Annotated in this window: 11 protein-coding genes and 1 pseudogene; 1 reads left to right on the top strand and 11 read right to left on the bottom strand. The window is 67.4% G+C overall.

The window, feature by feature from the left end; translation table 11 throughout:
- Positions 1-101 precede the first annotated feature (101 nt).
- The 8 genes from GAK38_RS17925 to GAK38_RS17890 form a co-directional block, all read right to left on the bottom strand.
- Complete coding sequence (locus GAK38_RS17925) at positions 102-482, bottom strand: ATP-binding cassette domain-containing protein (RefSeq protein ID WP_325346330.1); 381 nt, start codon at positions 480-482, stop codon at positions 102-104.
- Positions 483-498: 16 nt separating this feature from the next.
- Positions 499-2088, bottom strand: coding sequence for an ABC transporter substrate-binding protein (locus tag GAK38_RS17920; protein WP_325346329.1), 1590 nt, complete (start codon positions 2086-2088; stop codon positions 499-501).
- 72 nt (positions 2089-2160) lie between these two features.
- Positions 2161-2790, bottom strand: coding sequence for an ABC transporter permease (locus tag GAK38_RS17915; protein WP_325346328.1), 630 nt, complete (start codon positions 2788-2790; stop codon positions 2161-2163).
- A gap of 39 nt (positions 2791-2829) precedes the next feature.
- On the bottom strand, positions 2830-3000 hold the full coding sequence (locus GAK38_RS17910; RefSeq protein WP_325346327.1) for a hypothetical protein: 171 nt from the start codon (positions 2998-3000) through the stop codon (positions 2830-2832).
- On the bottom strand, positions 2997-3971 hold the full coding sequence (locus GAK38_RS17905; RefSeq protein WP_325346326.1) for an ABC transporter permease: 975 nt from the start codon (positions 3969-3971) through the stop codon (positions 2997-2999). The genes GAK38_RS17910 and GAK38_RS17905 overlap by 4 nt, the downstream gene beginning before the upstream one ends.
- A 50-nt stretch (positions 3972-4021) precedes the next feature.
- Positions 4022-5206 (bottom strand): LLM class flavin-dependent oxidoreductase, encoded by a 1185-nt coding sequence (locus GAK38_RS17900; protein WP_325346325.1) that lies wholly within the window; start codon positions 5204-5206, stop codon positions 4022-4024.
- Positions 5207-5220: 14 nt separating this feature from the next.
- The gene (locus GAK38_RS17895) at positions 5221-6456 is read right to left on the bottom strand and encodes an acyl-CoA dehydrogenase family protein (RefSeq protein ID WP_325346324.1); all 1236 of its coding nucleotides are present in this window, start codon (positions 6454-6456) and stop codon (positions 5221-5223) included.
- Between the two features lie 38 nt (positions 6457-6494).
- Positions 6495-8114: a rhodanese-like domain-containing protein gene (locus GAK38_RS17890; protein WP_325346323.1), complete on the bottom strand. Its 1620-nt coding sequence runs from the start codon at positions 8112-8114 to the stop codon at positions 6495-6497.
- A gap of 220 nt (positions 8115-8334) precedes the next feature.
- Between GAK38_RS17890 and GAK38_RS17885 the strand changes: the two genes are divergently transcribed.
- On the top strand, positions 8335-9159 hold the full coding sequence (locus GAK38_RS17885; RefSeq protein ID WP_325346322.1) for an IclR family transcriptional regulator: 825 nt from the start codon (positions 8335-8337) through the stop codon (positions 9157-9159).
- On the opposite strand, the gene GAK38_RS17880 is transcribed toward GAK38_RS17885, so the two are convergent.
- The 3 genes and pseudogenes from GAK38_RS17880 to GAK38_RS17875 form a co-directional block, all read right to left on the bottom strand.
- Positions 9110-9859: a LysR substrate-binding domain-containing protein gene (locus tag GAK38_RS17880; protein WP_325346321.1), complete on the bottom strand. Its 750-nt coding sequence runs from the start codon at positions 9857-9859 to the stop codon at positions 9110-9112. The genes GAK38_RS17885 and GAK38_RS17880 overlap by 50 nt on opposite strands.
- A gap of 13 nt (positions 9860-9872) precedes the next feature.
- Positions 9873-10085, bottom strand: a pseudogene (locus tag GAK38_RS24000) (helix-turn-helix domain-containing protein); the annotation flags it as partial.
- A gap of 66 nt (positions 10086-10151) precedes the next feature.
- Positions 10152-11342 carry a M24 family metallopeptidase gene (locus GAK38_RS17875; protein ID WP_325346320.1) on the bottom strand — a complete coding sequence of 397 codons (1191 nt, stop codon included), beginning with the start codon at positions 11340-11342 and terminating at the stop codon, positions 10152-10154.
- Between the last annotated feature and the right edge of the window lie 7 nt (positions 11343-11349).

The following is an 11349-nucleotide window of genomic DNA, read 5'->3' as shown; positions in this document are numbered from 1 at the left end:
CTGGCGAAGAGCGTCGACGATTACGACGCGTTGCTGCCGTGGAAGATGCCTGCCGAGCTCCGCTGACCCTTCCGAGTCTCGCGATACCACGTTTTACGCGCTTATGCGCATGCTCTGAGGGGCGTGCTGATGGATCGCTTACGAATGATCGTCTCGGCGATCTGCTCACCCACCCGCAGCACCGGGTTGAGAGACACCATCGGCTCCTGGAAGATCATCCCGATCTCGCGGCCGCTGATGTCACGCAGCCCCCGTTGCGTCATCGCGAGCAGGTCCCGTCCCTGAAAACGTATGCGGCCGCCGACCGTGGCCGAGCGCGGCAGCAGGCGAAGGATCGAGAGCGCCGTGGCCGACTTGCCCGAGCCTGACTCGCCCACCAAGGCGAGGGTCTCGCCAACCCCGATCGACAGGTCCAGATTCCGCACGGCGGGCACATCGCCGAAGCCGATGTTGAGCGATTCGATCTCCAGGAGCCGCGTCATCGACACACCCTTGGCATCAGCTCGCGAGCGAAACGTCGCCCAGCCCGGACAATGCGCCGAGCGGTCGTTGATCGACCCCTTGGAGCTTGCTCGAGAAGATGCGCACGAGGTTGATGTTCACCAGGCTGATCGAGGGCACGTCCTGCTGCACGAGCACCTGGAGGCGATCGATGAGCTTCTTGCGCTCGGCCGGGTCGCGCGAATCCACGATTCCCTGGATGACCGCATCGGTTTCTTTCGAGGCGTAGTTGGAACCGTTGCTCCATGGCACGCCGTCCTTGATCGACTGGCTCCAGAACCGGCGGATGACGCCGATCTGGGGGTCGAGGCCGGACGCGTAGTCGATCGCGCTCGTATCGAAGTCCCGGTCCGTGAAAAGCTTGCGCAGCTGCGTGGCGGTGTCGTAGTTGATCAACTCGACCTCCACGCCCACCTGCTTGAGCTGCTGCTTGATCAGGTCGCCGGCGCGGCGGTATTCCTCGCCGAAGGTGTGGTTCACATGGTTGATGCGAAGCCTCACGCCGTCGGCGCCGCGGCGCAAGCCGGCCTCGTCGAGCAGGGCCTCTGCCTTCTTCGGGTCGAACGCATAGTCCGGCGCCTCGGGATTGAAGTGCTGCTTCTGCTCCGGCGGGATCGGGCCGCGCGACGGCTTGGCAAAGCCGAACCATGCGATGTTCGCAATGGCCTGGCGGTCGATGGCATGCGCGAAGGCCCTGCGCACGCGTACATCCTGGAACACCTTCTTTTTGAGGTTGAAGTCGAAGAAGAACACCTTGACCAGGCCTTCCCATCCCTTGGTATCGACCACCAGGTCCTTGCTCTTTGACAACCTGCGCGCCGAGGACAGCGGCACCGGGCTGTGCGGCGAGTAGAGGATCTCCCCCGACTCCAGCGCCGCTTCCCGCGCGCCCGCGTCAGGGATGATCTTGAAGGTCAGCGTCTCGAAGTACGGCTTGTCCTTGTCCCAGTAGTCCGGGTTGCGCACCAGCGTGATGTGGCTGCCGCGAACCCATTCCTTGAACTTGTAGGGCCCCGTGCCCAGCGGATTCGCGTTGCGTGGATTGTTCAGCGGATCGCTGCCCGCGTAGATGTGCCGCGGCACGATATTGAATTGCTGGCCGTGCAGGTACGACCAGACCACGGGCGCGGCAAACGACAGGCGCAGGATCGCGGTGTGCTCGTCGGGGGTGTCGACCGACTTGATGGCGGCAAAGGCGTTGGCACCGAGCGCGCTGGTCTTCTTCACCACCTCCAGAGCGGAGAACGCGACATCGGCTGACGTGAAGGGCTTGCCGTCGTGCCATCGAACGCCCTTGCGCAGGTGGAAGGTGATCGACAGCCCGTCCGCCGAGGTTTCCCAGCGCTCGGCCAGTTGCGGCACGAGCTTGTAGTTGCTGTCGTAGGTCACCAGTCCGTCGAAGATGTTGGCGTTGACGATCTGGTTGGGCAGGCCGTTGACGATCGCGAGCGCCGACGGCTCCGGCGCTACGTTGACCACCAGGTTGCGGCCGCTGCCCGACTGGGCGAACACCTCTGCGGCGAAGGGCAGCGTGGCGGTACCTGCGACCACGGTGCGGATGATGAAGTCACGTCGCGTTGAACTCATAACGGGATTCCTGAAAACGATGGGAGGATGGGGACGAAGAAGGACGAAAGAGTGGGATGCCGATGCGCGAGATCATTCGCGCCGAAGATGAAGTGCATCGTTGATGCCGTTGCCGATGAGCGCGAAGGCCAGCACCGTCACGAGGATCGCGAAGCCGGGAAACGCCGCGACGTACCACGCATCACGCAGCACCGAGCGCCCGGCGCCGATCATCGCGCCCCACGAGGCAACATTGGGGTCGCCCAGCCCCAGGAACGAGAGAGCGGATTCCGTGAGGATCGCTGTCGCCACCAACACCGAGGCCAGGGCCACGACAGTGGGAACCACGTTGGGCAGCACCTCGCGCCAGATGACCTGCAGGGGCGCCATGCCACTCAGCGACGCTGCATGGACGAAGTCGGCCTGTCGCAGGCGCATCACCTCGGGGCGCACGACGCGCGCGACCTGCGGCCAGCTCGTGAGCCCGATCGCCAGCGTCGTGCTCCACACCGACGGCGTGAGCACAGCCACGAGCACGATGGCCAACAGCAACTGCGGCAACGTCAGGAACACCTCGGTGATGCGCGTGCAGGTCCGATCGACCCAGCCGCCGAAGTAGCCGGCCAGCACGCCCAGCAGCGTCCCGAGCGCGACCGCGACCACGCCCGCCACGACGCCCGTGAGCAGGGAGACCCGCGCGCCGTGGACCATCTGGGTCAGCATGTCGCGTCCCAGCATGTCGGTACCCAGCGGATGCGCGGCCTACGAGCCCGGCTCGATGAAGGGCGGCGACGCGACCGTCAGCGGATTGCCGCCGTACAGCGTGAGCGACAGGACGACCGTCAGGAGGCTGAAGGCCAGCAGCACGGCGCCCGTGACGAAGGCGGGCGACCGCAGAACGCGGGCGAAGGCGGGCACTCTGCGTGACGTCATCGCAACTCCACCCTCGGATCGACCAGCGTGTACAAGGCATCGAGGATCAGGTTCACTGCGCTGACGAGCACGGCACTCCAGACGAGGATGCCCATCAGCAGGTTCATGTCGCGGTAGGTGACGGCATCGAAGGCGAGCCGCCCCATGCCCGGCCAGGAAAAGACTGTCTCGATCGTCACCACGCCCCCCAGCAGCGTGCCAAGCTCGAGCCCGGTGATGGAAACCACCGGCAGAAGGCAGTTGCGCAGCACGTGCCGCCAGAGGATGCGCGCCGGGCGCAGGCCCTTGGCCCGTGCGGTGCGCACGTACTCCGAACGCAGCACTTCCGACGCCGCCGCGCGCACGATGCGCGCGTAGATGGCGATGTAGAAGAGCGACAGCGTGAACGCCGGCAATACGAGATGGCGCAGCCTGTCGAGCAAGGCGGCCCAGAATCCGCCATCGAAGCCTGTGGTCGCGATGCCACCCGTGGGCAGCCAGCGCAAGTCGACCGCGAAGAGGATGATCAGAAGCAGGCCGACCCAGAACAACGGCAGCGCGAAGCCAATGGTCGAGAGCGTCGAGATGCCCGTGTCGATCCAACGCCCCTGGCGGTACGCAGCCCAGACGCCCAGGGACACGCCCACGACGAGCGCGATGACGATGCTGGTGGCCACAAGCAACAGGGTTGCGGGCACGCGTTCGGCGATCAACTCGAGCACCGGCATGCTGTTGCGGAAGGAGTAGCCAAAGTCAAGCCGCGCGACGTTGGCGATGTAGTGCCAGAACTGCATCCACATCGGCTGGTCCAGTCCGTACTGGCGCCGCAGCATCTCCATGTACTCAGGCGATGCAGCGCCGGCGTCTCCCGCCATTGCCATCGCCAGGTCGCCGGGCGCGAGCTTGAGCAACAGGAAGCTGATGCCAACGACCAGCGCCAGCGTCGGAACCTTCGCGAGAATGCCGCGCGCCACCACGCGCAGCAGGCTCAAGACGCGCAGCGCAGTCGGGCCAGGCCACGCAGGACGATCGGATGCGGCGCTCACAGCCGCAGCCCCGCCTCGCGCATCAGCGGGAGGATGTGCTGGCCGAAATGCGCCAGGTCCTGCTCGAAATCGAAGAAGGTCAGTTGCACGCCATGGCAGCCGGCGTCGCGTAGCCGGATCATGTCGTCGACGATGCGCTGCGGGCTGCCGACGAGGTGGATGTTGCCGCCGACAGCCCGCTCGCCAGCACGGCGGCGATGGCTGCTCCAGGCGCGTGCATCGCTCGCGCCGGTCTGCGTGTTGAAGCGGGCGTTGAAGTTCGCGACCGCCTCCGTGTCCTCGGAGGCGAGGATGCGCTCGTAGCGCTCCTGTGCGAGTGCATCGGTCGCCGCGCTCACGACGGTCGGGTTGATGATGGTGCGCACAGCACGCCCTTGCGCCTGCGCCGCCTCGCGCAGCCCCGCGGTGAAGTCCGGCAGGGCTTGCAGCGTCGGCTCCAGCTCGACGCCGGTCGGGCTCGGGATGAAGACGAAGTCCGAATAGCGCGCACCGAACTCGAACCCAGCCTTCGAGCCGGTCGCATTGATGAGGATCGGGCGCCCATGCAGTGGGCGCGGCGACACGTAGGCGTCGTAGAGCTGCCAGTGACGGCCCTCGAAGGTCACGTTACCCTCGGTGCGCCACAGCCGATCGAGGATGTCCACGAACTCGGCAGCGCGGCCGTAGCGCGCGTCGTGCTCCTCGCGCACCTGGCCGAACATGCGCGCCTCTGCGGCGATGTGGCCGGTCACGAGGTTCACGCCCCAGCGCCCGCCCGAGATGTGGTCCAGCGTTGCGCCGAACTTCGCCAAATGCAGTGGATGCCACGGCCCGTAAAGCACGTGGATGGTCGAGATCAGCAGGATGCGCCGCGTGATCGCGCTCAGTGCTGCCGTGGAGATGAAGCTGTCCAGCGAGGTCTCGCGGTAGTTCGACACGCCGCCGTACCCCCCCTTGGGCATCCATTGCGCAAGCCCGAAAACCAGGTCGAAGCCGAGTTCCTCTGCCTTGAGCGTCAATCGCGCGTTGTAGTCGAAGCGCCAGTCGGTCGAGCGCGGCAGCGTCGAGATGGACCAGCCTCCGTTCTGGATGGGCAGGAACAGCCCGAGGTTGAAGGGTTGTTGAAGGACCCTCTCGAGCGGGCTCGGCTCCGGCTCGTGGACGGCACCTGAAGTCAGGGCGGCGGGAATGGCAAGCGACATGCTGTAGGTCCGCCTCAGTACGTGAAGCCCAGGGGCGGCGCCTCGCCGCGCAGCGCATGCGCGCCGATGGCCTTGCTGCGGTACACGATCGGGTCGTGAAGGCTGATCGTTCGCGCGTTGCGCCAGTGGCGGTCGAAGTTGTGGCGACGCAGCGCCGTGGACGTGCCCCCGACGTCGAAGAGCTTCTGGGCGATGTGCAGCGCGGCTTGTTCGGTGGCGAGCTGGGCCTGCGCGGTGCGGATGGCGGTGTCGGCCAGGACGTCATCCAGCCGCTCGCGCGAGCTCTCGGCGTACTGGACGTGCGAGGCATGGGTCAGGGCATCCGCCGCGCGGCCGAGCACCAGCTCGGCGCCCAGCGCGGCCGTGGACAGCTCGCCCACCAGGACCTGCACGTGCGGGTCAAGGGTGACATGCTCGACCTGGGAGACGCGCGTGGGACGGGCACCCTCGCGGGCCCAGTCCAGCGCATCATCGAGCGCGGCATGCGCGATGCCCGATTTCACGGCCGCAAACAGAATCTGGGCGCCCGAGCTCGTGTAGTGCCGGCGGTTCATCCAGTCGCCCACGACCACGATCTCGTCGGCCTCCACCCGCACGTTCTCGAAAATGGTCGTTCCGCTGCCGGTCAACCGCTGGCCCACGCCGTCCCAGTCGTCCAGGCGCGTGATGCCCTCGCGGTCGGTGGGCAGGATCGCATAGACGATGCGCTCCTGCACATCGAGGACCGTGGCGAAGACCAGATCCGCGAACAGCGTCGGCGTGCTGTAGAACTTGCGCCCGGTGAGCCGGAACCCGTCGTCGTCAGGCTGCAGGCGGATGGTGATCTCGCCCGAGCGCGCGGTGTTGCGCTCCGTGGAGGCGTTGCCGGCCAGTGCGCCCCGGCGCACGCGGCGCCAGATGCGTTGCTGGATGCCATCGTCGCCCATCAGGCGCAGGCGCTCCAAGTAGACATAGTGCGGGATAAGTAGCTGCGCCACATTGGAGTCACCCCGGGCCAGTTCGGCAATCACACGCACGACGTCGCCGTAGGCGATTTCCGCACCGCCCAAGGCCAGGGGGGTGCGAAGGTTCAGCAGGTCGTGCTCGCGCAGCAGGCGCAGCGCGTCATGGGGAAGGATGCGCTGGGCGTCGCGCACCGCGGCGTCCCTGCGCAGCACGCGGGCGAGCTGTCGTGCACGGGCCAGGGCCTCCTGCGCGCGCAGTGTGGCCTGCGCCGCCTCTTCGGCACTCGGATCGCTGTGGGTTGTCATCGGATTGGATTCAGTCAATGTGTCGCGTCGACCGTGGCTCAGGCGGCACGCGCCACATCGTCGAAGGTCTCGAAGCGCACGACGGTGTCGCGCTCCAGCTGGTCGATGAGATCGATCTCCCAGCGCAGGTAGTCGCGGAAGGCCCTGTGCGGATCTGCCGCGGCATACGGCGAACGCACCGTCTCGTCGGCATCGTGCAGAAGCCGGGTGGCACCCTGTTCCAACGGGTGCCCCAGGCGAGCCCACTCCGCCGTTCCGCCGTCCAGCACCACCAGCTTCGAGTGGTTCGCCGCAATTTCGGGCGCGGCCAGTCGCGCGAGACGGTCATCGGGAGACGTCAGCACCCAAGTGACGTCGCGCAGCTTCTCCAAGCCCTGCGGCAGGCGTGCGCGCACAGCGAAGGCTGCGCCGGGGATATGGCCTGCCTCATAGCGCGGGCTCGGCGCCAGGTCGATCACCTCGGCCTCCCCGCGTTCGAGTGCTTCGGCAAGACGCGCGACCGACCAGACCTGGACATCCGGCAGCGGCGCCAAGAGTCGTTGCGGCTCGGCGCCACGTTCTGTGGCCGCTTCCGGGCTGAACGCATGGGCATGGACTTCGCCCCACGCCAGCTGAATCAACCAGGAAGCCGTGATCGCCGCACGTACGCCCGATCCGCCATCCACGACCACGATGCGCGCATTGCGCGTGCCCACGTGCTTTTCCAGTTCCTGGACCAGCTGGCCGCCTTCGATCCAGGCGCTGCCGGGCAAGTGTCCGGCTTCGTACTCGTGGCGGGTGCGGACATCCAGGACGTAGAGACTGCGGGTGTCTCGCTCGGCCTCGAATCCGGCGATGGCCGCCGCATCGACCCACTGGATGCCGAAGCGCTGCGTGAGCTGGGCAACGCTGTCCCGCAGCTGAGGCGCATCCTGCTGCGGCTGGGCAGGCAGCTGCGCCGCCTTTCCGTACTGCAATTCGTAGCCGGCCATCAGCCAGTCCATCGTGCCGTTTCGCAGCGACAGCACCTTGTTGCTCAGGCCGGCATTGATCAGGGCCTGCGCGCCGATGATGGAGCGGGTGCGTCCGGCGCAATTGACCACCACCAGCGTGTCCGGCGACTTCACCACGCTGTGCACACGAAGCGGCAGCTCGGCATTGGGCACGGCGTGCGCTCCCGGGATGCTGAAGTCCTCGAACTCCTGGGCCGTACGGCCATCGAGCACCACAAGGTCGTCGCCGCGAGCCAGGCGCTCGTGCAGCTCCTCGACGGACAGATAGGGCGTGGCGTACTTGTGCTCAACGAACTCGCCGAATGCCTTGCTGTAGGCCCCCGAGCCGGTATAAGCCTCCAGGCCCGCCTCACGCCAGGCCTTGACACCGCCGGCCAGCACCTTCACACCGAGATAGCCGAGTTCGGCGAGCTTGCGTGCCGCGCGGTGCGCAAAGTCGCCGCCATCGTCGTCGATCACCACGACAGGCGCCCCCAGCCGCGGAAGCAAACGCGCCGCGCGCAGTTCCAACTGGCTCAGGGGCAGCGGCACCGACAGCAGGATGTGCGGCTCGCGAGCGAACACACCCTCTTCGCGCACATCGACCAAGGCCAGTTCCCCGCCACCCCGGATCGACTCGAGAAGCGGGACGACGGAAATGGAAGAGGCTGGAGAGGCAGATGACATGATGGCTCGCGAAAAAGTAGTTAGGCAGAAATCAGATTTCGGAACATTAATTCCGCATATCGGATAATTTGTTCCGCCGCCAGTGTATTTCCGAGAGGAGTTTTGGAAGAATGGTCTTCGCATATCAAAAGTCGCAGAGCAAGGAAGCCACAGCGCCTCTTGGCCGCCACATGTCGCTCAAGACCCGCGCTGCACGCCCGACAAACCCAGGAGACCACGTATGAAGCGCCCCCAGGAAGCAGACAAAGAGACCGTGCAACCGGCGCGCGGCGCGGAGTCCGGATCGCTCGCGAAGGGCCTGCAGGTGCTGGACGCCCTGCGCGAGGCGCTGCAGCCCCTTGCGCATTCCGAGGTCGCGGAGACCTGCAGCCTCGCGCCAAGCACGGCCCATCGGGTGTTGCAGATGCTGGTGGATGCGCGGCAGGTCGAGCGCACGCCGGGCGGCCGCTACCGCCCTGCGGCGCGCAGCCTGTTGCCGCTTGGCCACGACCACCCGATGAACCTTCTTCGACGCGACTCCACGGACCTCCTGCGAGGCCTGCGAGACCGGCATGGCCCCACCACCAGCCTGATCCTGTTCTTCGGTCGCGACCGCAGCATCCTGGACACGGCCATGGGCCGCTACAGCGTGGTGCCCTACTACGACACCCACGTGACCTCGCCGCATCACACCACCGTCTCGGGCAAGTTGCTCTTGGCCCACCTGCCCAAGGCGCAGTGCGACGCGCTTCTCGATGCACAGCCGCTGACCGCACGCACCGCCCACTCCATCGTCGAGCGGACCGCGCTGGAGCAGGAACTCGCCCGCGTCAGGATCGAGGGCTTCGCGACGAACCTGCACGAAAACGTGGCAGGGATCTGCGCATGCGGCTCGGTGTTGCTCGCGCCGGCCGGCGCGGCCATCGGCGCGCTGGTCATGTCGGGCCCGAGCCAGTACTTCGCCGATCCGGAACTTCAGCGGATGAGGCGCGACATGCTCGATGCCGCCAGCGTGCTCAACAACACCTCATCTGCGCTGCGGGCGTTTGCGCGATTTCTGGAATGAGCGCGCCGGCGATCGGCAGGCCGCCGGCGAACAGCAACTGGCAGCGTTCGAACGCCTCGGCCAGCGCCTGCGCCACGGCGCGGATGTGCGGCACCCTCGCGTGGGTGCGGTTCACCACCAGCCAGATCTCCCGCGCCGGCGGCGGGCGGTCCAGCGCCAGGCGCCGCAGGCCGGGCTCCCTGTCCCCCAAGTAGCAAGGCAGCAGCGCGATGCCCAGCCCCGCCAAGGCCGCGCTCTTCTGGCCCACCAGGCTGTTGCTGCGGAACGCCACCGGTCCCTCGACGTGCTCGCGCATCCATACCGCCTCGGGCACGGTGCTGTCGCGGCCGAAGGCAACGAACTGTCGCTCGCGCTCCAGCCGGTCTGCGGTGCCCTGCGCCGTGGTCGCGTAGAACGCATTGGCCATCGTCGCCACACGACGTATCACCAGATCGCCCTCCGCGGGCCGGGCCAGGCGCAGCGCCACGTCGACCTCGTGTCGGGCCAGGCTCAGGTTGCGGTCGGTGGTCAGCAGCTCCACCGTGATGCGTGGGTGGCGCATGCGCAAGGGTGCAAGCTGGTGCGCGACCCATTCGTCGGCCAGCGTGCGCGTGGCCGTGAGGCGGACCGTGCCCTCGAGCTCGGTCGCGTGCGCCGCGCCCGGCCAGGGCGATGGCCGTGGCCGCGCGTCGCATGCTCTGGGCCTGCTCGAGCAGCGCATGGCCCTCGGGGCGCAGTTGGTAGCCCTCCGGGCTGCGGTCGAACAGCCGCATGCCCAGCCCGCGTTCGATGGCCGCGAGCCGCCTGCCGACGGTCACGTGCGCCACCTTCATCGAACGGGCCGCCGCCGAGAGAGTTCCGCTCTCGGCGAGTTCCAGGAAGAAGCGGATGTCGTCCCAGTTCAGCGGGTCGTCGCCGGGACCGGTCGGTCGGATACGGGAAGGCATGCGGCCAGCTTGCTCAAGGCCCATGGGCGCCCCGCCAACGCTGCCGGGGAGCCCGCATGGGGGCGCTCAGACCTCCAGCGTGGCATGCGCCAACGTGCGGGGAGTCTGGGTCAGCACTTCGGGCTGTTCGCCCACGACCACGGTGTCGTCGATGCGGAAGCCGCCCAGCCCATACGCGTACAGCCCCGGCTCGGCGGAATACACCTCGCCCGCCAACAGCGGCCGGTGGTTGAAGGCCATGTCATCGGGGAACTCGTGACCAGCGAGGCCGATGCCATGCCCCGTGCGGTGGTGCACGTAGGCGCCCAGGCCCGCGGCCTCGATCACCCGCTGCGCCGCTGCATCGATGCCCGACACCGGCCGGCCGACCACGGCCGCCGCGACGGCAGCTCCGTTCGCAGCGCGCGCCACTTCGAAGAAGCGCGCCTGTTCAGCACTGGGCTGGCCGGCGAACCAGGTCCGCTCGTTCTCGACAACCAGACCGTTCAGTCGCGGGATCACGATGTTGATGATGGTGTCGCCCGGGTTGATCTTGGCACCGAGCGAGGCGCCGTCTCCGTGCGGTGAGGCCGAACGCGCACCGCTCAGCGTCCAGGTAAACAGGCCCAGGTCTTCACCTGGGAAGCGGCGCGCGGCCTCTGCTGCGCCCTCGGCCGCCAGTTCGAAGTCCAGCACCTGGGTCAACACGCCCGGACGCAGGCGCTCCCGGTAGCGTTCCTGGATCCAGTCCGCCAGGCTGGCAGCCCGACGCAAGATGTCCAGTTCCTCCGACGTCTTCACCCAGCGCAGCGCCCGCAGCTCGCGCGTGACGGGCACGAAGCGCGCCTCGGGCAGCAGCGCCCCGAGCTTCGCCACCCAGCCACCGGCCACATCCACCCCGATGCGGGCGCGCGCCAGGCCGGCGCGGCGCAGGCGGTCGGCCACATACTCCGCCCATTGCGGCAGCAGTGGCAGCCGGCCATCGATGCGCGGGTGCTCCGCATAGAGCTCCACGTCCTCGATCCAGAGGCTGGCGCGTTCGCGGGCGATCTGCAGGTGCGTGGTGGACAGCTCGTTGAAGACGGCGAAAGGTGCGCCGGAGGCCGGCAGCACCGCGATGATGGGCCGCTCCCAGGCACGCACGTCGACGTGGAAGTTGCTGTAGAACTCGATGAAATCCTCGCCCAGCAGGGCGAGGGCATCGAGCCCCTGTTCACGTTGCAACGCCTGCAGGGCAGCGTAGCGGGCGATGCGCGTCTTCTGCGTCAAGAAAGCCATGTGCGGG

The sequence above is a fragment of the Xylophilus sp. genome (genome assembly GCA_009914555.1).
In the GTDB taxonomy this organism is placed as follows: domain Bacteria; phylum Pseudomonadota; class Gammaproteobacteria; order Burkholderiales; family Burkholderiaceae_C; genus WNDY01.
This window is presented reverse-complemented; position numbering and strand designations above follow the sequence as displayed.

What these genes read in the sequence shown, in the direction of transcription:
- GAK38_RS17925 (WP_325346330.1), bottom strand. Translation starts at nt 482, where the DNA reads ATGACGCGGCTCCTGGAGATCGAATCGCTCAACATCGGCTTCGGCGAT.
- GAK38_RS17920 (WP_325346329.1), bottom strand. Translation starts at nt 2,088, where the DNA reads ATGAGTTCAACGCGACGTGACTTCATCATCCGCACCGTGGTCGCAGGT.
- GAK38_RS17915 (WP_325346328.1), bottom strand. Translation starts at nt 2,790, where the DNA reads ATGCTGACCCAGATGGTCCACGGCGCGCGGGTCTCCCTGCTCACGGGC.
- GAK38_RS17910 (WP_325346327.1), bottom strand. Translation starts at nt 3,000, where the DNA reads ATGACGTCACGCAGAGTGCCCGCCTTCGCCCGCGTTCTGCGGTCGCCC.
- GAK38_RS17900 (WP_325346325.1), bottom strand. Translation starts at nt 5,206, where the DNA reads ATGTCGCTTGCCATTCCCGCCGCCCTGACTTCAGGTGCCGTCCACGAG.
- GAK38_RS17895 (WP_325346324.1), bottom strand. Translation starts at nt 6,456, where the DNA reads ATGACAACCCACAGCGATCCGAGTGCCGAAGAGGCGGCGCAGGCCACA.
- GAK38_RS17890 (WP_325346323.1), bottom strand. Translation starts at nt 8,114, where the DNA reads ATGTCATCTGCCTCTCCAGCCTCTTCCATTTCCGTCGTCCCGCTTCTC.
- GAK38_RS17885 (WP_325346322.1), top strand. Translation starts at nt 8,335, where the DNA reads ATGAAGCGCCCCCAGGAAGCAGACAAAGAGACCGTGCAACCGGCGCGC.
- GAK38_RS17880 (WP_325346321.1), bottom strand. Translation starts at nt 9,859, where the DNA reads ATGCGCTGCTCGAGCAGGCCCAGAGCATGCGACGCGCGGCCACGGCCA.
- GAK38_RS17875 (WP_325346320.1), bottom strand. Translation starts at nt 11,342, where the DNA reads ATGGCTTTCTTGACGCAGAAGACGCGCATCGCCCGCTACGCTGCCCTG.